20 protein-coding genes are annotated in these 23,146 nt (G+C 60.9%); 7 read left to right on the top strand and 13 right to left on the bottom strand.

The genetic code is table 11. The annotated features are described in order from the left end of the window. Positions 1–61: 61 nt before the first annotated feature. From ACHFGA_RS06745 to prpD, 3 genes are read right to left on the bottom strand one after another with little or no spacing between them, the layout of a single operon-like run. The gene (locus ACHFGA_RS06745) at positions 62–1,210 is read right to left on the bottom strand and encodes a bifunctional 2-methylcitrate synthase/citrate synthase (protein WP_394281643.1); all 1,149 of its coding nucleotides are present in this window, start codon (positions 1,208–1,210) and stop codon (positions 62–64) included. Positions 1,211–1,244: 34 nt separating this feature from the next. Next, complete coding sequence (prpB, locus tag ACHFGA_RS06740; RefSeq protein ID WP_394281642.1) at positions 1,245–2,168, bottom strand: methylisocitrate lyase; 924 nt, start codon at positions 2,166–2,168, stop codon at positions 1,245–1,247. Continuing rightward, complete coding sequence (gene prpD, locus ACHFGA_RS06735; protein WP_394281641.1) at positions 2,168–3,679, bottom strand: 2-methylcitrate dehydratase PrpD; 1,512 nt, start codon at positions 3,677–3,679, stop codon at positions 2,168–2,170. The genes prpB and prpD overlap by 1 nt, the downstream gene beginning before the upstream one ends. Before the next feature lie 132 nt (positions 3,680–3,811). On the opposite strand from prpD, the gene ACHFGA_RS06730 reads away from it, so the two are divergent. Continuing rightward, the gene (locus tag ACHFGA_RS06730; RefSeq protein WP_394281640.1) at positions 3,812–5,131 is read left to right on the top strand and encodes a short-chain fatty acyl-CoA regulator family protein; all 1,320 of its coding nucleotides are present in this window, start codon (positions 3,812–3,814) and stop codon (positions 5,129–5,131) included. A 7-nt stretch (positions 5,132–5,138) separates the two neighbouring features. Here the strand turns inward: ACHFGA_RS06730 and ACHFGA_RS06725 are convergent, their stop codons facing one another. From ACHFGA_RS06725 to upp, 4 genes are all read right to left on the bottom strand, one after another. Continuing rightward, the gene (locus ACHFGA_RS06725) at positions 5,139–6,554 is read right to left on the bottom strand and encodes an NAD(P)H-quinone dehydrogenase (RefSeq protein ID WP_394281639.1); all 1,416 of its coding nucleotides are present in this window, start codon (positions 6,552–6,554) and stop codon (positions 5,139–5,141) included. Between the two features lie 50 nt (positions 6,555–6,604). Then, entirely contained in the window at positions 6,605–7,789 is a 1,185-nt protein-coding gene (locus ACHFGA_RS06720) for an amidohydrolase (RefSeq protein WP_394281638.1), read from the bottom strand. Between the two features lie 125 nt (positions 7,790–7,914). After that, on the bottom strand, positions 7,915–8,259 hold the full coding sequence (locus ACHFGA_RS06715) for a helix-turn-helix domain-containing protein (RefSeq protein ID WP_394281637.1): 345 nt from the start codon (positions 8,257–8,259) through the stop codon (positions 7,915–7,917). A gap of 105 nt (positions 8,260–8,364) precedes the next feature. After that, positions 8,365–9,000, bottom strand: a complete 636-nt coding sequence (gene upp, locus ACHFGA_RS06710) for a uracil phosphoribosyltransferase (protein ID WP_394281636.1) — start codon at positions 8,998–9,000, stop codon at positions 8,365–8,367. A 68-nt stretch (positions 9,001–9,068) separates the two neighbouring features. Between upp and ACHFGA_RS06705 the strand changes: the two genes are divergently transcribed. Genes ACHFGA_RS06705 through ACHFGA_RS06695 form a run of 3 tightly spaced genes read left to right on the top strand, consistent with a single transcriptional unit; the run spans position 9,069 to position 11,479 of the window. Beyond that, a complete protein-coding gene (locus ACHFGA_RS06705) occupies positions 9,069–9,356 on the top strand; it encodes a hypothetical protein (RefSeq protein ID WP_394281635.1) in 288 nt (95 codons plus the stop codon). Next, positions 9,353–10,219 carry a C40 family peptidase gene (locus ACHFGA_RS06700; RefSeq protein WP_394281634.1) on the top strand — a complete coding sequence of 289 codons (867 nt, stop codon included), beginning with the start codon at positions 9,353–9,355 and terminating at the stop codon, positions 10,217–10,219. The genes ACHFGA_RS06705 and ACHFGA_RS06700 overlap by 4 nt, the downstream gene beginning before the upstream one ends. A 21-nt stretch (positions 10,220–10,240) precedes the next feature. Next, the gene (locus ACHFGA_RS06695) at positions 10,241–11,479 is read left to right on the top strand and encodes a hypothetical protein (protein WP_394281633.1); all 1,239 of its coding nucleotides are present in this window, start codon (positions 10,241–10,243) and stop codon (positions 11,477–11,479) included. On the opposite strand, the gene ACHFGA_RS06690 is transcribed toward ACHFGA_RS06695, so the two are convergent. Then, on the bottom strand, positions 11,476–12,186 hold the full coding sequence (locus ACHFGA_RS06690) for a VIT family protein (protein WP_394281632.1): 711 nt from the start codon (positions 12,184–12,186) through the stop codon (positions 11,476–11,478). The two genes, ACHFGA_RS06695 and ACHFGA_RS06690, sit on opposite strands and share 4 nt — an antisense overlap. A gap of 149 nt (positions 12,187–12,335) precedes the next feature. Here ACHFGA_RS06690 and ACHFGA_RS06685 point away from each other — a divergent pair, with 149 nt between their 5' ends. Next, positions 12,336–13,604 carry a D-alanyl-D-alanine carboxypeptidase family protein gene (locus tag ACHFGA_RS06685; RefSeq protein WP_394281631.1) on the top strand — a complete coding sequence of 423 codons (1,269 nt, stop codon included), beginning with the start codon at positions 12,336–12,338 and terminating at the stop codon, positions 13,602–13,604. On the opposite strand, the gene ACHFGA_RS06680 is transcribed toward ACHFGA_RS06685, so the two are convergent. Beyond that, positions 13,558–14,676 carry a YhjD/YihY/BrkB family envelope integrity protein gene (locus ACHFGA_RS06680; protein WP_394281630.1) on the bottom strand — a complete coding sequence of 373 codons (1,119 nt, stop codon included), beginning with the start codon at positions 14,674–14,676 and terminating at the stop codon, positions 13,558–13,560. The genes ACHFGA_RS06685 and ACHFGA_RS06680 overlap by 47 nt on opposite strands. 166 nt (positions 14,677–14,842) lie before the next feature. On the opposite strand from ACHFGA_RS06680, the gene ACHFGA_RS06675 reads away from it, so the two are divergent. Then, positions 14,843–15,058, top strand: coding sequence for a hypothetical protein (locus ACHFGA_RS06675; protein ID WP_394281629.1), 216 nt, complete (start codon positions 14,843–14,845; stop codon positions 15,056–15,058). 67 nt (positions 15,059–15,125) lie between these two features. Here ACHFGA_RS06675 and trpS read toward each other — a convergent pair whose 3' ends face one another. The 4 genes from trpS to ACHFGA_RS06655 form a co-directional block, all read right to left on the bottom strand. Next, on the bottom strand, positions 15,126–16,136 hold the full coding sequence (gene trpS, locus ACHFGA_RS06670; protein ID WP_394281628.1) for a tryptophan--tRNA ligase: 1,011 nt from the start codon (positions 16,134–16,136) through the stop codon (positions 15,126–15,128). Between the two features lie 52 nt (positions 16,137–16,188). Beyond that, a complete protein-coding gene (locus ACHFGA_RS06665; protein WP_394281627.1) occupies positions 16,189–16,989 on the bottom strand; it encodes a trimeric intracellular cation channel family protein in 801 nt (266 codons plus the stop codon). Positions 16,990–16,994: 5 nt separating this feature from the next. Next, on the bottom strand, positions 16,995–17,891 hold the full coding sequence (locus tag ACHFGA_RS06660) for an exodeoxyribonuclease III (protein WP_394281626.1): 897 nt from the start codon (positions 17,889–17,891) through the stop codon (positions 16,995–16,997). 89 nt (positions 17,892–17,980) lie between these two features. Further along, the gene (locus ACHFGA_RS06655) at positions 17,981–18,562 is read right to left on the bottom strand and encodes a TetR family transcriptional regulator (RefSeq protein ID WP_394281625.1); all 582 of its coding nucleotides are present in this window, start codon (positions 18,560–18,562) and stop codon (positions 17,981–17,983) included. A 132-nt stretch (positions 18,563–18,694) separates the two neighbouring features. Here ACHFGA_RS06655 and ACHFGA_RS06650 point away from each other — a divergent pair, with 132 nt between their 5' ends. Continuing rightward, positions 18,695–23,071 (top strand): acyl-CoA dehydratase activase-related protein, encoded by a 4,377-nt coding sequence (locus ACHFGA_RS06650; protein ID WP_394281624.1) that lies wholly within the window; start codon positions 18,695–18,697, stop codon positions 23,069–23,071. Positions 23,072–23,146: the final 75 nt, after the last annotated feature.

Raw genomic sequence — 23,146 nt, 5'->3', positions numbered from 1 at the left:
TTCTCCGCACACTCTGCGATAGTGTGCGGCCGCGGGCTCTGGCTAGCTCAACCAGGAAGGTTTACTGCTCAGCCTTCGGGTGGTGGCGCTCATCTGGTCCGTTGTACGCGGACAGTGGGCGGATCAGGGAGTTGTTCTCGTACTGCTCGATGATGTGGGCAGCCCAGCCGGTGATGCGGCTCATCACGAACAGCGGGGTGAAGAACGGGATGTCGAAGCCCATGATGTAGTAGGACGGGCCTGCAGGGAAGTCCAGGTTGGGGCGGATGTTGATGGAGGTGTTTTCGTACATGGTCTCGGCCATGACGTCGTACATCTCCACCCACTTTTCGGAGCCCTCGTGCTCGCTGGCGAGCTTCTTGAAGGCGGCTTCCATCGTCGGCACGCGCGAGTCGCCCTTCTTGTACACGCGGTGACCGAAGCCCATGACCAGTTCCTTGTTGGCCAGCTTGTCCTTGCACCACTGCTCGGCCTTGGCTGGGTCGCCGACTTCGATCATGTTGTGCATGACGGCCTCGTTGGCGCCACCGTGCAGGGGGCCCTTCAGTGCGCCGATGGCGCCGGTGATGGCGGACCATGGGTCGGACTGGGTGGAGGTGATCACGCGGGCGGTGAACGTGGAGGCGTTGAAGGAGTGCTCGGCGTAGAGGATCATGGACTTTTCGAAGCACTCGACGTCGCCGGGCTTGTTCACTGGGGAGTCGGGGCCGTCGCCGAAGACCATCCAGAGGAAGTTTTCGGTGTAGGAGCGGGCTGGGTCAGGCTTGATGTAGCCTTCGCCACGGCGGCGGCGGATGTCCAGGGCGACGATCGTCGGCAGTTTCGCCAGCAGGGAGCGGGCGATGCGCTTGATGTGGTCGGTGTCCTTGGTGAAGTGCTCTGTGTCCTGGGTGCCCAGGTAGGCGACGGCGCCGCGCAGGACGTCCATGGGGTGGCAGTCGGTCGGCATGGACATGATCATGTCGATGGTGCCCTGGTCCAGTTCACGGTTATTCCAGCAGACTTCGCGGAATTCCTGCATCTGCTCTTCGTTGGGCAGTTCGCCCCTCCACAGCAGGTAGGCGACTTCTTCGAAGCTGCAGTGTTCGGCCAGTTCTTGTACTGGGTAGCCGCGGTAGAGCAGCGAGTTAGTCTCTGGGTTGACCTTGGAGACGGCGGTGTAGTCTGCGACGACGCCGACGAGGCCTTTGCGGATGTCTTGCTCAGTCATGGTGGTTCCTTTGGTGATGTGGTGGTTTAGTTGTCTAGTTGTCGAAGGTGGGCTTATAGGTGTCTAGCGAGTAGGTGAAAACTTGCTGGTCGAAGGCGTTATAGTCTTCGTATTTCACCAGTTCGTAGAGGCGTGAGCGGTGCTGCATGCGGTCGAGCCATTCGGCGTTGGTGCCGGTGGCGGCCACGTCGCGGAGGAATTCTTCAGTGGCGCCCATGGCGACGCGCAGCGTGGAGACGGGCCAGATCACGGCGTTGTAGCCGATGTCTTCGAGGGTTTTGGCGTTGAGCAGTTCGGTTTTGCCGAATTCGGTCATGTTGGCCAGGAGTGGGATGTCGACGGCGGCCCGGAACTTCTCGAAGTCTGCCGGGGTGTAGAGGGCTTCGGTGAAGATGAGGTCTGCGCCGGCGTCGGCGTAGGCTTTGGCGCGTTCGATGGCGTTGTCGATGCCCTCGATTCCGGCGGCGTCGGTGCGCGCACAGATGACGAAGTTCTCGTCGCGTCGTTCGTTGACGGCGGCGGTGATACGGCGCACCATCAGGTCTTGTGGCACGACTTCCTTGCCGTCGAGGTGCCCGCAGCGCTTGGGGTTGACTTGGTCTTCGAGGTGGAAGCCGGCGATGCCTGCGTCTTCGAATTCGGAGATGGTCCGGGCTGCACTCATGGGTTCGCCGAAGCCGGTGTCGGCGTCGACAAGCACGGGAAGGTTGGTGGCGCGCGCGATCTGGCGGGAGCGGCCGGCGACTTCGGTCAGGGTGGTCAGGCCGATGTCGGGAAGACCCAGGTCATTGGCCAGCACGGCGCCGGAGACATAGACGCCGTTGAAGCCGCCGATGTCTTCGATCAGGCGCGCGGTCAGCGGGTTGAAGGCGCCGGGGAGTGTGGTGATTTCGCTTGAGTCCAGCGATTCGCGCAGCGCTTTACGACGATCGGTTGCGGTTGTTTCAGAGCTGAACATTAAAAGATGCCTCCTGGGATCTCTGGTGCTTCCTCGAGGGTCTCTGGGGTGACGACGATGTTGAGCTCGCCCAGGTCAGTGAGGTTCTCCAGATCCTGCACGGCGGTAAGGAATCGCTCCTGCTCGTCCTCGGCGACCAGGCCCTTGGCCAGGGTGCGGAACTTGTTAATGTACTGCTCCCGGGCAAAGGGGCGGGCGCCGAATGGGTGGGCGTCTGCCACGGCCATCTCGTCTTCGACCACGGTGCCGTCTGCGAAGGTGATCACGGCGCGTGCGCCGAAGGCCTTCTCGTTCGGGTCGTGGGAGTGGTAGCGGCGTGTCCACTCTTCGTCTTCCACGGTGGAGACCTTGTGCCACAGCTCCACGGTTTCTGGGCGGCCGGCGCGCTCTGGGGTGTAGGAGTCCACGTGGTGCCAGGTACCGTCCTCCAGTGCCACGGCGAACATGTACATGATGGAGTGGTCCAGGGTTTCGCGCGAGGCCTTCGGGTCCATCTTCTGCGGGTCGTTCGCTCCGGTACCGATCACGTAGTGGGTGTGGTGGGAGGTGTGCAGCACGATGGATTCGATGTCGGCGGTGTTCAGACCCTTGTCTTCGAGGGTCTGCTTCATGCGTCGCGCCAGGTCAATCGGTGCCTGTGCCTGGTATTCGGCGGAGTGCTCCTTGGTGTAAGTCTCCAGAATGGCGCGCTTTTCTTCGCCGTCGGCTGGCAGTGGCACGGTGTAGGTGCGCTCTGGGGAGTGCAGCATCCAGGCGATGAAACCGTCTTCGCCTTCCCAGATCGGGGCTGGTGCGCCCTCGCCGCGCATGGCACGGTCGACTGCCTCGATGGCCATCTTGCCTGCGAATGCTGGGGCGGAGGCCTTCCAGGAGGAGATCAAGCCCTTGCGGGACTGGCGGGTTGCGGTGGTGGTGTGCAGCGCCTGGCCCACGGCCTGGTAGATGGTGTCCACGTCCAGGTCCAGCATGGTGCCGATGCCGGCTGCAGCCGATGGGCCGAGGTGTGCCACGTGGTCAATCTTCCACTCGTGCAGGCAGATCCCCTTGACCAGGTTCACCTGGATCTCGTAGCCGGTGGCAATACCGCGGATCAGAGCCTTGCCGTCAAGCCCTTTGTGCTGTGCCACGGCTAGGATCGGCGGGATGTTGTCGCCGGGGTGGGAGTAGTCGGCTGCCAGGAAAGTGTCGTGGAAGTCCAGCTCACGCACCGCGGTGCCGTTGGCGAAGGCGGCCCACTCAGCGGAGTAGGTGCCGTCGATGCCGAAGACCTTCGCGCCGCCTTCGGTGACGGGGTGCGCTTCGGCCATGGTGCGCGCGGTGGAGACGGGGCGGCGTGGGACGGAGGCAACGGCGACGGCTGCGTTGTCGATGATGCGGTTGATGATCATGTCGACGGTGTCGGCGGGCACCTCGACTGGGTCGGCGGCTACCTTGGCTACCTTGTAGGCGAGGTGCTCTTCGATGGGAAAATCTTCTGCGGACTTGTGAGTGCGAACTTCGTGGTTGATCATGCCCGTCACTTTACGCCCCACAATGTGCGCCAGGTCACGGTGAAGTGTGTATATTTGTGTGGCATGACTTTGTAAAATTTGTGTAACTTGTGAAATCTGCAGGTCACGCGAAGATCGAGGAGGACAAGGACGTTGAGCAAGCACTACGCGGGGGCACGGATCCGCACGCTAAGACGGCACCATGAACTCACCCAAGTGGAAATGGCCAACCAGTTGGGCATCTCCACCAGCTACCTCAACCAGCTGGAAAATGATCAGCGCCCACTGACCGTCACGGTGTTGCTCCAGCTCACGGAGTCTTTCGACGTACAGGCCAGCTACTTCTCCAGCGAGCACGACCTGCGCACGATCAACGAGCTGACAGAGGTTCTGCCCGGCATCCCCACCGATGAGCTCGCCGATTTTGCCGCCCGCTTCCCCGATATCGCCAACTCTATTCCGGAGTTATCGTCGTCACGCACCGACCCCAACCCCTACCAGCTGGTCCGCGACTTCTTCTACGATGCCAATAACTACTTCAACGAGCTGGACCTAGCCGCCGAAAAGCTTGCCGCTTGGGCCGGCGTCCGCCAAATGCGCCTCACCCGGCTGGCCACCGCCCTGGACAATAATCACGGCGTGACCGTGCGCTTCAACCAGCACGATCAACGCCCCCGGCGCGTCTTCCACCCGGAAACCCGCGAGCTCCACCTGCGCGGCGGCATCAATGAGGCCCAGCTGTGCTTTCAGCTGGCCTTGCAGTACGGATTGCTGGATCAGGGCACGCTTATCGACGAGCTGGTCGCCGACTTACCCACTGACGCCGCGAGGAAGGTGGCGCGCCTCGGCTTGGCGCAGTACTACGCGGCAGCAGTGACAATGCCCTATGGCAAATTTTTGGCGCGCGCGGAGGAGACGCGTTATGACATTGACCTGCTTGGCGCCCATTTTGGCACCAGCTTTGAGTCCACCTGCCAGCGGTTATCTACTTTGCAGCGGCCGGGGTCGCGCTCTGTGCCGTTCTTCTTCATCCGGACTGATCGTGCGGGCAATATTTCGAAGCGGCAATCGTCCAGTTCTTTCCACTTTTCTCGCAGCGGTGGGTCGTGCCCGTTGTGGGTGGTGCACCGCGCGTTTGAGACCCCGAATCGTGTGACGCGTCAGGTGGCTAGCATGCCGGATGGGCGCAGCTACTTGTGGATCGCGAAGATGGTGCAGGGCCCAGTCCAGCCTTTTGGGACCCCGGCCAAGGAGTTCGCCGTGGGCCTGGGGTGTGATCTGGACCAGGCTCACCGGTTGGTCTATGCCGACCAGCTGAACCTCTCCCCGACTGCTGCGGTCCCGATCGGCCCGGGGTGCGCTGCGTGCGTACGCGATGATTGCGCACAGCGCGCTTTCCCCTATCAGGGCCGGCCGGTCACGGTGGACCTGAACTCCACGACGGAGTTGGCCTACCGCACCGTCAACGATTAATTCAGCGCTAGTCCAGGTCGTCCTTGCTGACGAGGCGGCGGGCGGCCTCCGTGATGGAGCCGGACAGGGATGGATAGACGGCCATAGAGTCTGCCAGCTGTACCGCGGTGAGGTTATTGGCCACGGCCACGGTGAGCGAGAGGATCAGCTCAGAAGCGGTCGGCGCCACGATCACACCACCGATGATCTGGCCGGATCCCTTCCGGGCAAAGATCTTCACGAAGCCGCTGCTCAGGGAGCGCATGCGGGCGCGCGGGTTGGTCGCCAGGTCCATCTTGACGATGTCCGCGTCCACCTCACCGTTGCGAATCTGCTGCTCAGTCACACCGACAGCGGCGATCTCTGGGCGGGTGAACACGGCATTGCCCACGGTCTTCAGGCGGATCGGGGTGACACCCTCGCCGAGTGCGTGGTAGATGGCCACGCGCCCCTGCATTGCAGCAACGGATGCCAGCGGGTGCAGGTTGGAGCAGTCGCCAGCGGCGTAGATGCCGGAGATATTGGTGCGTGAGACACGGTCCACCTTGATGTGCCCGGACTGTTCTGCCTCCACGCCCGCGGCCTCCAGGTTGAGGTTCGCGGTGTTGGGAATGGAACCAATGGACATGATGCAGTGGGAGCCGGTGATCTCGCGGCCGTCGGTGGTCTTGACCACGACCCCATCACCGGTGTTGGTCACGGTCTCCACTCGGGCATGCTTTTCCAGGGTGACACCACGGCCAGCCAGCACGTTTTCCAGCACGTCGGCGGCGTCGGCGTCGTCGTGAGGCAGGATGCGGTCGCGCGAGGCGACCATCGTCACCTTCACGCCTAGCTCGGCGAAAGCGGAGACGAATTCGGCACCAGTCACACCCGAACCAACGACAACGACGTGCTCCGGCATCTCGATCACGTCATAGACCTGCTGCCAGGTCAAGATGCGGCGACCGTCCGGCTTCGCGCCGTCCAGCTCACGCGGGGAGGCCCCGGTGGACAGCAGCACCATGTCGAACTGACGTACCTCCTCTTCACCAGAGGAGTGCTTGATGCGCACGGCGTGGGTGGTGTGGCCGGACTGATCGTCGTCAAAGCTGCCATAGCCGTCGATGATCTCCACGCCAGCGCGCTTAATCTGATTGTGAATGTCGCGCGACTGCTCGGAAGCCATCGCCAAGACGCGGTTATTCAGTGCGGTCAGGGATAGGTGCGCCCGGCCCAAGTTGTGGTTGAGGCCCATATCGTCGGCACGGCGCAGGTCAGTCTTGATGTTCGCGCCAGAGATGAAGCTTTTCGACGGCACAACGTCCTTAAGCACTCCCGAACCACCAAGACCTTGGGCCTCAATGATGGTGATCTCTGCGTCGTACTGGGTCGCGGTCAATGCTGCTTCATAACCGGCAGGACCGCCACCGATGATCGCGATTTTCTTACGCTGATTTGGCACGGGGTGTGTAGCTCCTATTTCAGTGTTCAGTTCCACGCCTAGCTTAGCTACTAGTTCAAGATGTCGCCGTCAAATTCCCCCGGCTCCCCCACCTTCTCACTAAAACGCTCAACGACGGAACCGAAAAGCTGCAAGCCCACATCGATGGAACGTTCGTCGACGACGAGGTTGCCCTGATGCAGGTCTTGCCGCTCGCCTTCACCGGACCAGCACCCCAGGCGCGCCATGGAGCCCGGGACGTGTTCGAGGTACCAGGAGAAGTCTTCACCCCCGGAGGATTGGGGTGCTTCGACCACCCCCTGTGGATCGACTGCGCGACCAGCGTCCGCAAGCAAAGCGGTGGCCACGTCGTCGTTAAGCACCGGCGGAACCCCACGGAAATAGTCGATCTCAAAGGTGCAGCCAGTCGGGGCGACGATGGAGGCCACCATCTCATTGAAGATTGGTTCGATCGTGCGCCATGTACCAATATCTGAGGTGCGCAGCGTGCCGCGGACCTTGCCGGACTGCGGGATCGCGTTCGGGGCGTAGCCGGATTCGACTTGGCCGAACACCAACACGGTGCCGGTGCGCGGGTCGATGCGCCGCGACAACAAGGCGGGAAGTTGGGTGATCAACGCGCCCAACGCGTAGACAACATCGGAGGTCAGGTGTGGGCGCGAAGAATGCCCACCAGATCCGAACACGTTGATCTCCACCACATCCGATGCTGACGTGATCGCACCAGTACGTACGCCTACCTTGCCCACGCGCAGCTTCGGCTCCGCATGCAGGGCGAAGATGGAACCCACCCCCTCGAGTGCGCCCCAACGGATGACATCGGAAGCGCCACCGGACATGACTTCCTCAGCCGGCTGGAAGATCACGCGCACCCCGTGCGGCAGGTCGATCGTCGATAAGGCGCAGGCCAGTGCGAGGGCGACGGTGGTGTGCACATCGTGGCCACACGCGTGCGAGACACCTGCGCGTAACGACGAAAACTCCAGGTCGGTCACCTCATGGATGGGTAGCGCATCGATGTCTGCGCGAAACGCGAGCCGGTCGCGGCCTTCGGGACCGACATCGACGTACAGGCCGGTTCCGGGAAAAAGGACGGGCTTGAGGCCGTGCTCGCGCAAGATCTCCGCGATGAAATCGGTGGTGCCGTGTTCCTGATTCGACAGCTCGGGGTGTGAGTGGATGTGGCGACGCCACGCGATGACCGTGTCACGGTTGGTGTAGAACCAGTCCCGCACGTCTGCTGCGATGCCCCTAGAGGACCTTGAAGACCCTGAAGACCCTATAGACACTGAGGTCTCACTCCCTACCATCTGTGAAAAGGTTATGGGTAGAGAGTCTACAACTAGACCAAGCGGTCCGGTTAGTTACCCCCGAACAGGCCGCGAAAAGGATCTAACGCCTGCAAGTCATCCTGCAAATCGTCGGGACACACCGCTTCTACCTCCCGGTCCACCGCGGGCAATAGGGCGGACGGTGGGACCTGCAGCCCCAAAGCGAGGCGGTAGAGAGTGGACAAGGTGGGGTCCGCGCTCCTCTGACTGTTGTAGTGGTTGCGCTCCAGATTAGAAATCAGAGTGCGCGACACGCCCGACACTTCCGACAACCGCAATTGAGTCATGCCACGTTGCAAACGCAAGCGTTTGAGCCGTTCGGACAAGCTGTAGCCGTAGCTGGCCCAGTGGTGATCCATCAAGACATGTGCCATGTTCATCCCCCACGGTCGCGCGCCCTTAGGCGCTAGATGAGAACTTCCTGATCGTATTCTAAGCGATCGTCACAGCTTTGTCTTAGTTACCGAAACAACCGTGGTTTAGAGGTCAATATTGCGCGGACCGTACAACCTGTCACCCGCATCGCCCAGGCCAGGCACGATATACGCGTCTTCATCCAGGCCGGGATCGATCACGGCGGTCACCAGACGCACCGGCAGATTGGAGTCCCGCAACTTATCCACCCCAGGCTGCGCCGACACCATGCACACACAAGTGATGTCATCCGCCCCGCGGTCAACCAGCAGCTGGATCGCGTGAATCAAGGAGCCCCCGGTAGCCAGCATCGGATCCACGAGGAAGACGGGCTGGCCGGCAAGGTCGTCGGGAAGCGCCTCTAGGTACGGCACCGGCTCGTGCGTTTCCTCGTCGCGGGCCATGCCGATGAAGCCCACTTGGGCGTCCGGGATCATCGAGAGTGCCGGGTCGATCATGCCCAGACCTGCACGGATAATGGGAACGATGATCGGCGGGGTCTTCAGGCGGGTACCTTCCGCGACATCCACCGGCGTCTGGCAGTCAAAATGTTCTACCTCCAGGTCACGCGAGGCCTCGTAGATCAGCATGCTGCCCAGATCCGCCAGCGCTGAGCGGAATCCGGCGTTGTTTGTGCGCGCATCGCGCATGATGGTCAGGCGGGATGAGGTAAGCGGGTGGTCAACCACAGTAATGTCCATAGCCCCCATGCTAGAACTAATTCCGAAAAGGACGGAACCGGAAACGGGTTTTCACAGTCTAAGTAGGTATGACTCGAAACAATGACCACACTTTTGACGTTGACCCCGATATCCTTCGTCCCTTAATCACCGCCGTCCGCGAGGACGCCCACGGTTTGCAGACCATCGGCGATGTGCCACTTCCCAGCACCAGGTTTTGCCACGCCTTGACCGCAGCGCTTTCGCGTTACGACGATGCCTCCGCCGCACTTTTCGACGAAGCCAATTCAGTCGCGGAGTCCGTGGAGACAATGATCTCCGATGCTTTCAGCGTTGATGCGGACATCGCCGACGGATTAGAAAGGACGCTGGCATGATCGACGTCACCGGGCCAGTCCAGGCCATCGCTTCGCGCATTCCGCAGCAGTTCACCCCGCCTCTGATCAGTAAGGTTCCGCAGTTTAATGCGGTGGCCCAGCTGGCCGAACTTACCGACGGCGATCCCGCCAACTTTTACCGCAGACTTGATGAGCTTGCCGACGACGGCGCCACCATCGAATCCACCACCGCCCACGCCCTAGTGCTCACCGGCCTGTGCGCCACGGACCTGTGGAATATTGCCCAAGAGTTCATCCGCGAGGCCACGCTCAAAGTGCCCCTGATCCCCACCTCCCCCGCCGTGGCCATTCAGCTCACTTTGTTTGGCGTCGAATGCGTCACCCGTGCAGCTGTGCGTGTGGAGCGCTGGGAGAAAGAGCTGGAGCCTCTCGCCGAACGACTGGAGGAACGCGCAGCGGTGCCCGTGGAGGAGCACACCAATAATTATGTTTCCCCAGAGACCACCACGGCAGCCGCTCCCGCCCCTCCGGCCGAACCTGCCCCTGCCACGGGCGATAACGCGGCGGGACAGGCTGCCGTCGCGGCGGCGAAAAGCCAGATCGGCACGCCCTATGTGTGGGGCGGGAGCCAGCCTGGCGGTTTCGACTGCTCAGGGCTGACATCGTGGGCGTATGCCCAGGCCGGGGTGGAGATTCCACGCACGGCGGAAAACCAGGCTGTCGGCCAGCAGGTTGCCTATGAAGATCTTCAGGAGGGCGACCTGGTGGTTTGGGATGGGCACGTGGCCATGTATGCGGGCGACGGGATGATGGTGGAGGCCGGCGACCCAGTGGGGATGAGTCCCGTGCGGACAAATAATCTTGGCATGGCTTTCAAGGGGTTCTGGCGACCAACGGCATAGCATTCGGTAAAGTCGGTGTGCATGAGCACGCGTGCAATTCTCCCAGTTCAAGTGTCACTGACGGAAGGTGACTTCTACACCCTGTGGGCCCCAACGTGGAAGGAACACGGTTCCGAGTGGCAGGCCTTTTACGGCGATGCTGAGAAGGTGTTGCTGTTCCACTCTCCCGAGGAGCTGCTGACCCACCTGGACTCCGCCTCCTCTCATGAGTTGAGCACACACCCGAAGTGGAGCCAGTTTAGCGCTGGTGGCGATGATCGTGTGGTGCCGGAAGCGAAGCATCGGTATGACATCATCGGTGCTCCGAAGTTTCTGGCGGGCCGCCCGAACCACGAAAACGTGTCGACGACTGCTCGCATCTTCCAGCTGACTAATTCTTTGGCGCAGGTGGCTGGCGCTGAGGATGCCGTGATCTTCTTCGCATCGCACTCCGTGTTGGGCAACGTCAACCGGGGCGTTGAGCACTACACCGGCGATCAGGGCTTGGGCGAATGGTCAGCTGTTGGTCGCGCTGTGCTGACGAACTGGGAGAACGTCGTCGAAAGTATTGATGCGCAGGTGCGCGTTGTACCGACAGACGAGCTAGATGCCGAAGCGGTATCCGCCGCTGCGACACGCATCACCGATGCAGCGGAGGCACGCAAAAAGGCACGGGAGGAAGCGGAGAAGCAGGCGGAAGCCGAACGCGAAGCCGTGGACCCTTATGACACCTCGGCGTGGGCGGCCGCTGGTATTGATCCTGTGAAGATCACCATCCAGGGCAAGAGCGTATACACCCTGCGCACCTACCTCGATGGCGCGCCGGTGTTCTTGGGCAAGTACGGCGAGATCTTCACCTTCCCCACCAACAAGCAGCTGCTGCGCTGGATGCTGGATAACGACGATCATGATCTCACCCGCGTGTCCACCTGGGAGGATCTGGTTAGTTCTGCGCACGCCGGCGAGCTTGAGCTGCAGGTGCACAAGGATAATGCGTACTCCTTCAACGGCATTGCGGCGGACATTGAGAAGGGTGTCGATGCCGTGGACACCGACCAGATGGGCAAGGCCTATGAGATCATGGCGGATGCCGCGGACTGGGCCGGCGATGATTCGCTGAACTCCTTCTTGCTGGCGAACCCGCGGATGCAGGATTACCTGGCCTACATGCTTGGTTCCACCGAGGCCGCGGGATACGTACCGTCCGCACCGTTTAATGACAAGGCGGAGAACTGGCAGCAGCTTGAGGACATGTTGATCAAGCGCTTCTCCAAGTTCTAGGCCACGTTCGTACCGAACAGCCAGCCCACCACGAAGGTGAAGGCGAGCGCCAGCGTGCCGCCAATGACAAGGCGCAGCGCGGCTCGTCCCGGCTTGGCCCCACCCAGGCGCGCGGAAACCACTCCGGTGATCGCTAAGGCGACGAGCGTTACAACAAACGTGACCGGAACCCGCCAGCTCTCTGGCGGAAACAGGATCGCTGCCAAGGGCAGCAGCGCGCCGAGGAAAAAGGCGAAGAACGATGCGATACCCGCGGACCATGGGCTGACGACATCGCTGCGGTCGATGCCATAGTGCATATCTAAGTGTGCCTCGAGGGCGTCGTGTTCGGTGACCTCAGTGGCTACTTGGTGGGCGGTCTCTTCAGAGATGCCCTTCGCGACGTATTCCTGCACGAGCACCTCGAATTCCCCTTCGGGATCCTCGGCGTGCAGCTTTTGCTCCTTTTCAATAAGCGCTTCTTCCGAATCTCGCTGGGAAGAAACGGAGACATATTCGCCCAATGCCATCGACACCGCACCGCCAATGACGGCCGCAATGCCAGCGGTGGCGATGGAACGGACATCCGAGGTGGCACCAGCCACACCCACCACGACGGCAGCGGTGGAGACGATTCCGTCGTTGGCACCCATCACTCCGGCGCGTAGTTGATTAAGCTTCTCGTTGAGTCCGGTACTGGTTTGCGATGGGGTCATAGTTTCGCTCATACCCCCATTAGTATCTTGATGTTGACACCGCCACAAGCAAGGCAGTACTAACTAACCCTCAGGTCAGAGGCAGTTTTATGGCAGGCTATCCTTACTTTTGAACCTCCAAGCACAGGGGCCACACAGCGAAGGCCTAGAATCAACGCTTGATGAAAAAAATTACCGCCTTCACTGCCGCAGCAACCTTGAGTGCCACACTAGTTTCGCCGCTGATTGCTTCAGCTACCCCGATGCTTCCCGCGGTGCCGATTACTGTTCCAGCCGAGCCAGCCGAGCCTGCCGAGCCGGAGGAGTCAGCGGAGTCAGCGGACCCGGATTGGCGCGATGAGGCACCACGGACCGACGACTGCCCTAACGCGCTAGTTCCGCCACAGGCCCGGACAACGTCCGAGGTGCCCACCGATGGTGTTACGCCCACGGTTTTGCCGCAGCACTACGACGGTCCGTGCGGGCTGATCGCCCCAGAAGGTTTCGTCGTCGATGAGTCCGTGCACGCTTCCGCGTGGCTGGTCGCAGATATTGATACCGGTGATGTCATCGCGATGAAGGATCCGCACGGTCGCTACCGCCCTGCGTCGATTATCAAGGTACTGCTGGCTTTGGAGGCGATCGAAGGACTGCCCTTGGACAAGAAGGTCACCGTCAGCGAGGAAACGGCATCGCAGATCGGCTCCTCGGTGGGGTTGGGCGCCGGCGGGGTGTACACGGTTGAGCAGCTGCTGCACGGACTGCTCATGGGTTCGGGCAACGACGCCGCGCACGCTTTAGCTCAGGAGCTTGGGGGCGACAAGGCCACGCTGAAGGTGATTAATGAGCTCGCCTCTAAGTTGGGCACCACGGATACCCGCGCCTCCTCCTATTCGGGGCTCGACGCCGCGGGCATGCAGACCTCTGCGTGGGATATGGGCGTGATTTACCAGCACGCTTATTCGGATCCGACTTTTGCCCGCATCGTCGGCACGGAGTTCATTGATTTTCCGGGCTACGGCGATGTCGAAGGCTACGAGCTGTGGAATGACAACGGGCTTTTCATGAACGATCCGGATGGCATCGGCGGCAAAACCGGGTTCACGGACGACGCAAACCACACTTTCGTCGGCGCGATGGAGCGTGACGGGCGCCGTCTGATGGCGGTCATCCTCGACACCACCGTTGAGCAGGGCCGCGCGTGGGAGCAGGCCCAGTCGCTGCTGCACGAGGCTTACCACTGGCCGGCGAAGGACGCGGTGGCCAATCTAGCCGTATCGCTTAACGACGAGGCCCCTGCCACAGAGACGATAACGCCCACCCCCAAGGCGTCTGCGGCGCCAGATTATGACTCCTCAACTGGGGTGAGCGTTGCGATTGCAGCCATGGTCCTCTTGGCCACAATCATTGTGGGCTTCGTGGCTCTTGCTTTCGGCCGAAAACAGCGATAATACCGGCGATCAATGCGCCAACGATGGCACCGATACCGAAAGTTCGGCTGCTGTCCGCGGTGGATTGACCTGCAGAGGCGCTGATGTCGGAGCGCACGCGAATGACGGCTGAATCAGGCACGTCCACCGGTGCATGTTCCAGGGCTTCTTCAGTGGTCGCCGTCCACGCTGCCACGTAGAGCACGACGCGCCAGATCAGGTACAGCACAATCATCAGGGTGATGATCGGGCCGAATGCAGCACCCGCCGGGTTAGAGGTAGCAGACGAGATAATCACGGTGGAGAACTGCTTCAAAATCTCGAAGATGATGGCGCCCAGCAGAGCACCCTTCAGCGCAGACTTCGTCGGCACGTGCGTGCGCGGCAACATCTTCTGGATCCAGAACATCACCAGGAAGTTGGCGGCGATACCCAGCACGATGGCCACGCCGAAGATGATCCAACGCAGCCCCGGAATATTATCGCCAGGCCAGAAGCGTTCCAGCACCGTCGTCGTAAAGCTTGAAGAACCGATAGCCGTAACGATGAAAGCGAAGCCGAGCGCGATAATCAGACCGATCAGCGCCACCAGGTCGCGCAGCTTCTTCATGATGAAGTTGCCGCCCTCTGTCGGGGCGAGGTTCCACATCGCACCCACGCCAGCGCGCAGGTTATTCATCCATCCCAAGCCCGACCACAAAGCGGTCAGCGCACCGACACTCAGCACGGCACCGCGGGCGGCGATGGCTTGGTCGATGATGCTGTTGACTAGCTCCCCTAGATCGCTGTCGACGGATTCCGTGATCTGAGTCTGGATGCGGTCCAAGAGATCAGGGTTGCCGGCGAGGAATAGCGCTAAGGTGCCGAAGAGAAGCATCGCCAGTGGGAACACCGACATGACGGAGAAGTACGTAATGCCGGCCGAGTACTGGTTGCCGCCTCCCTTGCCGAAGCGGTCCTGCATGCGCATGAGGTGGTCGACGACAGGCGCTTCGTCGCGCACCTTTTCGACGACACTTTCGTCATCTTTGTGCTCGCGCTCAATGCCGTAATCGTCAAGCTTGTGTTCATTTGGGCTCGTGCGGGTGGACATGGGCTCCCTCGATTAATAAATAAGTTATTACCTACCCGATCGTAGCTACCTCTCTCACAGTGTGCATGAAGGGGGCTATACGAAAGGTGAATAGGTAATTTGCATCTATACTCGTGTAATAATTACATCCAAGTGCCATGAACGTACATGAAAGGTTTTAAGCACCATGCCATTTGCTGATTCTCTTGCGAGCTCCGTAGCGTACCTCGCGCAGGAAGCATCTCCCCAGTACCCGAACTACCCAGCGTGGTACTCCAGTGGCCTGGACTGGTCTTGGTTCATCTGGATCGTCGTAGCTATTTTCGTTATCGGCCTGATCGTCACCATCATGCTGTCTGGCAAGACCAGCCGTCGCACTGGTCGTCGTGAAGGTGGCCTCTAAACCACCAATTAAATACACAGCCCGCCTACTCCCGAAGAAAAGGAGCAGGCGGGCTTGCTTTTAAGCCCTAGCGCTTCGGGCGCAGAAAGCCGGTCTTTTCATAAACGTCGTCCAGCAAAGGCTCGGATACTTCGCGGGCACGCTCCGCACCGGCGGCCAAGATGTCTTCCAGTTGGGCACGGTCGTCCATGAGTTCGTCGTAACGCGCCTTCAACGGGGTGGTGAAGGCCTCGAGCGCGTCGGCAGTATCAGTCTTCAAGGCACCGTATCCTGCGCCTTCGTAGCCGGCGAGCAGCTCGTCGATAGTCTTTCCGGTCAGTGCCGCTTGGATGGCCAGCAAGTTGGAGACGCCGGGCTTCGCCTCGCGGTCATAGGCGATCACGCCGTCGTTATCGGTCACGGCGCTCTTGATGCGCTTGGCCGACGTCTTCGGTTCGTCCAGCAGGTTGATGATGCCCTTCGGGTTGGAGCCGGACTTGCTCATCTTGGCGGTGGGTTCCTGCAGGTCCTGGATTTTCGCGGAGCCTTCGGGGATGAATGCTTCAGGGACGACGAAAGTCTCGCCGTAGCGGGAGTTGAAGCGCTCCGCCAAGGTGCGCGTCAGCTCAAGGTGCTGGCGCTGGTCCTCCCCCACCGGCACAAGTTGTGGCTTGTACAGCAGGATGTCTGCGGCCATCAGCACTGGGTAGGTGAACAGGCCAACGCTGGTTCGCTCCGCGCCCTGCTTCTGACTCTTGTCTTTGAACTGCGTCATGCGGGAGGCCTCGCCGAACCCGGTGAGGCACTGCAGAACCCATGTCAGCTCCGCGTGCTGGGGCACGTGAGACTGGACAAAAAGCGTGGACTTGGCCGGGTCGATGCCCAAGGCGATGAGCTGAGCCGCGCCGGCGACGGTGCGGTGGCGCAGCTCCTCGGGGTTCTGGTCCACGGTGATGGCGTGGAGGTCCGGGATGAAGTAGAACGCGTCATAGTTGTCCTGCAGCTCGATCCACTGCTTCAGCGCACCTAGGTAATTTCCCAGGTGGTAGGAATCAGCGGTGGGTTGGATGCCGGACAGTACGCGTTGCTTATCACTCATGGTGTCTTAGTCTAGCCAGCCCGGCTAGGGTGCGCTGCCTCATCCCTCTTGTTTATTCATCCCGTTGCCCTTCGTCCCTGCTGCGCTCGTTGCGCCTGCGGGAGGGGCGGTGATCCTGAATTTTGCGTACCTGGCGGTAGACGCGGCGCGCTCCTGGCACCCGGCGCGCACGCCTGTACAAGAATGTGGACAGCTGATGCTTCGGGTCCACTGCGGCAAGTTTCTCATCGTCGTATTCGTACACGGGCAGCGCCCAGTTGAATTTCAGCGAGAGCAGGCGCGCTGCCAGCACGAAGATCACGGTAATGATCGCGACGATCCATTCAGGCACGCCGAACCACAGCAGGATCATGTACACCGCGGTGCCCATCACCGCCACGGAAGCGTAGAGCTCTTTCCGGAAGACCAGCGGCACGCGGTCCGACAAGACATCGCGCATGATGCCACCGGAGACACCCGTGGTCACGGCTGCCACGGCAGCGATGATGAAACCGTGCCCGAGGCCAAGGGCGATTTGGGTGCCCAACACCACGAAGGCGGCAAGCCCAATGGCGTCCGCCACGAGGAAGAATTTTCGGAGCTGGTGCATCAGCCAACTGATCTTCACCGTCATCACCGATGCAATGACGACGATCAGCAGGTATAACGGCTGTTCTACCCAGGTCAGGGGGTACGCATCAAGCAGGATGTCACGAATCGTGCCGCCACCAAGCGCCGTAAGTGCGCCCAGCGTGATCACGCCAAACAGATCCATTCTCATCCGGCCGGCGGACACGGCGGCGGTCATTGCCTCCGCGGTAATGCCGATGACGAAGAGAATCGTCAGCAGGTCTTGCGTATCGTAACCCCACATTGCTTCTACCGGTACCTAACCAGCAGTGGTGCGTGGTCACTCCAGCGTTGCTCGACGGTCGGCGCTTTTTCTACCCAGGTGATTTCGGCACGGTCCATCATGTCTTGGGTGGCGGCTTGGTAGTCGATGCGCCAGCCCGCGTTGTTGTTGAAGGCTTGGCCACGGTAGGTCCACCAGGTGTATGGGGCATCGTCGGGGTGCAGTCGGCGCGCCACGTCGAACCACTGTGGGTCAGGGTTCGCTTGTCGACGAACGTCGGACTCATACTCAAGCGCCCCGAAGTACTCGCCTGCGGTGGGCTTACCTTGCGCCTCACTGTCGGGGAAGCTGCCGAAAACTGAGTCCATGAAGGCGCGTTCGTCGGGCAGGACACCGGATTTCTTTTTGTTAGATTTGAAGTTCTTCAGGTCTTGTTCGCGGTGGCAGATGTTCCAGTCTCCCCCGATGACCATGCTGGGGTGCTCGGTGGCCCACTGGGCCAGCATTGGTTCGAAATCGTCCAAGAAGCGGTATTTTTCGTCCTGTTTCTCAGTGCCTTCAGAACCGGACGGCAGGTAGAGGCTGGCCACGCGCACCCCGTCGATGTTTCCTGCGACGTAGCGACCGGCGGAGAGGAAGTTGCCAAACCCAATTTCCACATCTTCTAGTGGCTTCCGGCTCAAGATTCCTACCCCGGCGCGGCCTTTGGCTTCGGCCGGCGCGGTGATCAGGTGCCAGCCTTTTTCCAGTGCGGGCGCGAGCGCTTTCTCGGCCTGTTCTTCGGTGGCGCGCACCTCTTGCATCAGGACGACGGATGCTTCTGTCTCATCCAGCCAGGCAAGCATGCCGGGGTTGGATTCGTTGCGCACTTTGGTGGCTGCGCGGATGCCGTTGACGTTGACACTCGCAATGGTTACACTCATAGCGCCCTATGCTAGCTGGGAGCGCACCCGGGAGCGAACAGCGCCAGCAGCCACATCGAGGGCACACAAAGGCCGAATACCCGCTTGGCCTAGGTTGCGCCGAACAACGTAACATCGACGAGCTGACCGTAGCGTTTGGCCAGCACATCGGAAGGTATGGAGGCGAGTGGCTCCTTCGCCACGATGTAGCGTACGAAGCACAGTCCCAGCACTTCTCCGAAGGCTAGTTGCGTGCGTAGGACGGCGTTCTTGCCGGGGACTTTGGCCGCCAACGCGTGGACGAGTTCGTCTTGAAGGTAGGACATGAACGAATCGTAGTTAGCGTCCTTAGTTAAAAGGTTGGCCACGTAGAGGCGGAAATTGGAGTCGACGGAGGAGTAGAGGTCGAGCACCGTGGCCACGACACGTTCGCCGGAGCCCGGGCCACCGTCGCCGAAGCTTGCCACGATGGTTTTGATGGGGTCTCCGGGCACGGCCATGGCTTCGCGGAAGAGCCCGATCTTGGAGCCGAAGTAGTAACTGATCATCGCGGGGTCACAGTGGGCGTATTCGGCGATTGCGCGCACCGTGACATCGACGTAAGCGTTGTTAGCGAAGAGCTCTTGCGCACTCGCAATCAGGACCTCACGCATCTCACCGCGTTTGCCCGCGGGCCCTCGGTCACGTGTCATGCTTCTCCTAATTTCAACACCGATGAGGTTTTACAAGCTCACGTCCCAGTCTAATTTCAACGTTGCGGAATTTCATAGGAATACCTTTTATGTTGGATTGTAGAGCCTTTACAGTAATAGGAGTTTGTGATCATGGGGTCTCTGCAGCTGGGAATCGACGTCGGTTCCACCACTATCAAGGCCGTTCTTCTGGACGGCGACGACATCTACTTCGAGGACTACCGTCGGCACCACTCCGACGTCCGCGTGGCGCTGGCCGAGCTTCTTGACGATGTCGCGCGCGCCCACCCAGGTATCCAGGTCCGCGCCGCGGTGACCGGCTCCGGCGGCGTTGGCGTCAGCGAAATTCTGGGCATACCGTTCGTCCAAGAGGTCATCGCAGAAACTGAAGTGGTCGAACACAAACACCCCGAGGTTGACGTCATCATCGAGCTGGGCGGTGAGGACGCGAAGCTGACCTACCTCCACCCCACCCCGGAACAGCGCATGAACGGTACCTGCGCCGGCGGTACGGGCGCGTTCATTGACCAGATGGCATCCCTGCTCAACACCGATGCCGCCGGCCTCAACGACTTGGCTGCCAACTACGAGACCCTCTACCCCATTGCCTCGCGATGCGGCGTCTTTGCCAAGTCCGACGTACAACCATTGCTCAACCAGGGTGTGGCCCATGAGGACATCGCGGCATCCGTCTTCCAGTCCGTGGCCACCCAAACGATCGCAGGCCTAGCCAACGGCCGCCCCATCCGCGGGACCGTCATGCTGCTGGGCGGTCCGCTGCACTTCATGCCAGAGTTGCGCAAGGCCTATCACCGCAGCCTGGATAAGGTCACGGACTTCGTCGTTCCGGAGCGCGGCCAGCTGTACGTCGCCATCGGCGCGGCCATGCTGGCCGATGGCCAACCCGCCGCCCTCGACGAGTTTGCGGGTCAACTGCGCAGCGCCGAGACCAGCATCGACGACACCCACCGCATGCCAGCACTCTTCGATTCCAAGGAGGACTACCGCGCCTTCGTCGAGCGCCATAACGCGTCTGTCATCGAGGTCCGCGAGCCTGCCGACGCCCACGGTAACCTCTTCCTCGGCATCGACGCCGGTTCCACCACCATCAAGGCCGTGTGCATCGACGAGGCCGACAACATTGTCTTCACCCACTATGCCTCAAACGAGGGCAGCCCACTGGATGCGGCGATTGAGATCGTCGACAATCTTCAGTCCCAGCTGCCTGAGGACGCGACCATCGTGCGCGGTTGTTCCACAGGCTACGGCGAAGGCCTGGTCAAGACGGCGCTCGGGTTGGACGAGGGCATCGTCGAGACGATGGCGCACTACCGCGCGGCCGCCCACATTGAGCCGGAGGTCTCCACCGTCATCGACATTGGCGGCCAGGACATGAAGTACCTGAAGATCAAGGACGGCACCGTCGACTCGATTAGCGTCAACGAGTCCTGCTCGTCTGGTTGTGGATCCTTCCTGCAGACCTTCGCCTCCGGCATGAACACCACTGTGCAGGACTTCGCCGACCGCGCTGTCCACGCTGATGCGCCCGTTGACTTGGGCACCCGCTGCACCGTTTTCATGAACTCCTCGGTCAAACAAGCCCAGAAGGAGGGCGCATCCACCAACGACATCGCCGCCGGCCTAGCCTACTCCGTGGTCCGCAACGCTCTGTACAAGGTGATCAAGCTCAAGGATGCCGACGAGCTTGGCCCGAAGGTCGTCGTCCAGGGTGGCACCTTTCTTAACGACGGCGTCCTGCGCGCCTTCGAGGAACTGACCGGCCGCGAGGTCATCCGCCCGAACGTGTCCGGACTCATGGGTGCGTTCGGCGCTGCATTGACCGCAAAGCTGAACTACGACCCCGTCGTCAAGCCCACCTCCGACCTGCTCTCCCTGGAGGAACTGCGCGAACTGAGCGTCGAGACCGAGATGAAGACCTGCAAGCTGTGTCAAAACCACTGCCAGATCACCATCTCCAACTTCTCCTCCGGCGAGCGCCACGTGGCCGGCAACCGCTGCGAGCGCGGCGCCTCGCTGGAGAAGCGCCCGGCCAAGTCGCCGATCCCCAACCTGTATGACTGGAAGTACAAGCGTGTTTTCGCTTATCGACGACTCCTGGAGAAGCAGGCGCACCGTGGCGACATTGGCATCCCACGCGTGCTCAATATGTATGAGGACTACCCCTTTTGGGCAACAGCGCTGAAGTCGCTGGGTTTTAGAGTGATTATCTCCAAGCGCTCCAATGATGCCACGTACGAAAAGGGCATGGAATCGATCCCGTCGGAGAACATTTGCTACCCGGCCAAGCTGGTGCACGGCCACATCGAGGACTTGCTCGACAAAAATGTTCCCGCGATCTTCTACCCGTGCATCATCTACAACGAGAAGCGCACGGACTCCAATAACTCGTTTAACTGTCCGATCGTGGCGACCTACCCCGAGGTCATCCGTAACAACATGGAGCGGCTGATCGACTCAGGCACAAAGTTCATCTCGCCTTTCTTGAACCTCAATGACCGCGAGCTGCTACCGTCGCGCTTGGTAGAGACCTTCGCTGACTATGGCGTGACCCTGGCAGAGGCGCAGGAGGCGTGCCGCCTGGGCTACGAGGAAATGGATGCCGTGCGGTCCGAAACCAAGGAACAGGGCCGCCTCGCGCTGCAGTACTGCGAGGACAACAACATCAAGGCCATCGTCCTAGCCGGGCGCCCCTACCACCTGGACCCCGAGATCAACCACGGCATCCCCGAGATGATCGTCGGCCTGGGCGCGGCGGTGCTCACCGAGGACTCCATCATGGACAACACGCTTGAGCGCCCGCTGCGTGTGCTGGACCAGTGGGCGTATCACTCTCGCCTGTACGAGGCCGCGGACACCACGGCCAAGACCGACAACGCGCAGTTGGTCCAGCTCGTCTCGTTCGGTTGCGGCATCGACGCGATCACCGCGGAGCAGGTCCAGGACATCCTGGAGGGCCAGGGTGACATCTATACCTCGCTCAAGATTGATGAGGTTTCCAACCTGGGTGCCGCCCGCATCCGGCTGCGTTCGTTGACGGCGGCCGTCGACGAGCGTGACTCCTGCCCGGAGTCCGAGGATGTCGTGACCTACCCACTGGAGAAGCCGGGCCACATCGAAGAGGTCGTCGAATTTACCGAGGACATGCGCAAGGACGGCTACGAGATCCTGGTCCCCCAGCTCGCGCCGATTCACCTGCGCCTGCTCATGCCCGTCTTCCAGCGCTGCGGCCTCAACGCCCGCCTGCTGGAAACCCCGTCGAATGAGACGATGGAGACTGGCTTGAAATTCGTCAACAACGATATCTGCCACCCGGCGGTCGTCGTGATCGGCCAACTTATCGACGAATTCCTCTCCGGCCGCGCCGACCCAGACAGGACAGCCGTGGCAATTACCCAAGCAGGCGGAATGTGTCGCGCGACCAACTACACCGGCCTTTTGCGTAAAGGGCTTCGCGATGCAGGCTTCGAGCAAGTCCCCGTCCTGTCCATCTCTGCGCAGGGCTTCGAGGCTCACTCTGGATTCAAGGTCACCCCGCAGATGGCCCACAGCGTGCTGCAGGGACTCACGCTTGGCGATGTCCTCCAGACCTGCCTGCTGCGCACCCGCCCCTACCAGATCAGCGGCAACGTCTCCGCGCTGTATGCCAAGTGGGATCAGGCTGTCCAGGAGTTCTTCGAGCACAGGGGCTACGTGCCGTCGTTAAGCACTCGCTTCACCTACTCCCGCCTGGTGCGCACCATCGTCCGCGAGTTCGACACCGTGGAATTGCAAGATGTGCCGCGGCGCCCGCGCGTCGGCGTGCTCGGTGAGATCCTGGTGCAGTACAACCCGTATGCGAACAACAACGCCGTGGCGACGATTGAGACCGAGGGTTGTGAAGCCGTGCTGCCACCGCTGGCAGCGTTCTTTCAGAACGGGTTTGCGGTCTCCGACTGGACGTATGACAACCTGGGCATCTCCCCTGACGGCCCGATGTGGATGCAGAAGACGATTCTGTGGGCACTGCAGCAATATGAAAAGCCAGCGCGAGCAGCAATCGCTAAATCCGAGCGTTTCGACAATACCGAACCGGTTCAGGACCTGGCAGAAAAGGTGCAGGAGGTCTGCTCACTGGGTAACCAGTCCGGCGAAGGCTGGTATCTGCCAGCGGAGATGATGTCGATGGCAGAAAACGGTGTGCCCAATATCATCTGTGCCCAACCGTTTGGCTGCCTACCTAATCACGTGATTGGCAAGGGCATGTTCCGCGCGATTCGCACAAAGTACCCGCAGGCCAACATTGTGGGTATCGACTATGACCCCGGCGCGTCAGAAGTCAACCAACTCAACCGCATCAAGCTGATGATCTCCACGGCCTTCAAGCAACACCAGCCGGGCGATGACGTGTTGCACTTCGACGAGACAATCGGGACGGAGGAACAGCAAGCACCGACTCAGCCGAAGAAGAAGGAGAGGGTACTGCTGGGAATGCCGGGGGTATTCAGGTAAGTAAACCGGGCAAACAGTACGTGCGTTTTGTTCGAAACGGGTAAGGTAGGGGCCACAACCCGCTACTTATAACAG

The sequence above is a fragment of the Corynebacterium sp. genome, assembly GCF_043426755.1.
Classification (GTDB): domain Bacteria; phylum Actinomycetota; class Actinomycetes; order Mycobacteriales; family Mycobacteriaceae; genus Corynebacterium.
This window is presented reverse-complemented; position numbering and strand designations above follow the sequence as displayed.

Excerpts from the sequence above, each read along its gene's own strand:
- prpD (WP_394281641.1), bottom strand. The coding sequence starts at position 3,679 with ATGATCAACCACGAAGTTCGCACTCACAAGTCCGCAGAAGATTTTCCC.
- ACHFGA_RS06685 (WP_394281631.1), top strand. The coding sequence starts at position 12,336 with ATGAAAAAAATTACCGCCTTCACTGCCGCAGCAACCTTGAGTGCCACA.
- ACHFGA_RS06690 (WP_394281632.1), bottom strand. The coding sequence starts at position 12,186 with ATGAGCGAAACTATGACCCCATCGCAAACCAGTACCGGACTCAACGAG.
- ACHFGA_RS06715 (WP_394281637.1), bottom strand. The coding sequence starts at position 8,259 with ATGGCACATGTCTTGATGGATCACCACTGGGCCAGCTACGGCTACAGC.
- ACHFGA_RS06700 (WP_394281634.1), top strand. The coding sequence starts at position 9,353 with ATGATCGACGTCACCGGGCCAGTCCAGGCCATCGCTTCGCGCATTCCG.
- ACHFGA_RS06655 (WP_394281625.1), bottom strand. The coding sequence starts at position 18,562 with ATGACACGTGACCGAGGGCCCGCGGGCAAACGCGGTGAGATGCGTGAG.
- ACHFGA_RS06680 (WP_394281630.1), bottom strand. The coding sequence starts at position 14,676 with ATGTCCACCCGCACGAGCCCAAATGAACACAAGCTTGACGATTACGGC.
- prpB (WP_394281642.1), bottom strand. The coding sequence starts at position 2,168 with ATGTTCAGCTCTGAAACAACCGCAACCGATCGTCGTAAAGCGCTGCGC.
- ACHFGA_RS06705 (WP_394281635.1), top strand. The coding sequence starts at position 9,069 with ATGACTCGAAACAATGACCACACTTTTGACGTTGACCCCGATATCCTT.
- ACHFGA_RS06665 (WP_394281627.1), bottom strand. The coding sequence starts at position 16,989 with ATGTGGGGTTACGATACGCAAGACCTGCTGACGATTCTCTTCGTCATC.
- ACHFGA_RS06660 (WP_394281626.1), bottom strand. The coding sequence starts at position 17,891 with ATGAGTGTAACCATTGCGAGTGTCAACGTCAACGGCATCCGCGCAGCC.
- ACHFGA_RS06675 (WP_394281629.1), top strand. The coding sequence starts at position 14,843 with ATGCCATTTGCTGATTCTCTTGCGAGCTCCGTAGCGTACCTCGCGCAG.
- upp (WP_394281636.1), bottom strand. The coding sequence starts at position 9,000 with ATGGACATTACTGTGGTTGACCACCCGCTTACCTCATCCCGCCTGACC.
- ACHFGA_RS06745 (WP_394281643.1), bottom strand. The coding sequence starts at position 1,210 with ATGACTGAGCAAGACATCCGCAAAGGCCTCGTCGGCGTCGTCGCAGAC.
- ACHFGA_RS06650 (WP_394281624.1), top strand. The coding sequence starts at position 18,695 with ATGGGGTCTCTGCAGCTGGGAATCGACGTCGGTTCCACCACTATCAAG.
- ACHFGA_RS06695 (WP_394281633.1), top strand. The coding sequence starts at position 10,241 with ATGAGCACGCGTGCAATTCTCCCAGTTCAAGTGTCACTGACGGAAGGT.
- trpS (WP_394281628.1), bottom strand. The coding sequence starts at position 16,136 with ATGAGTGATAAGCAACGCGTACTGTCCGGCATCCAACCCACCGCTGAT.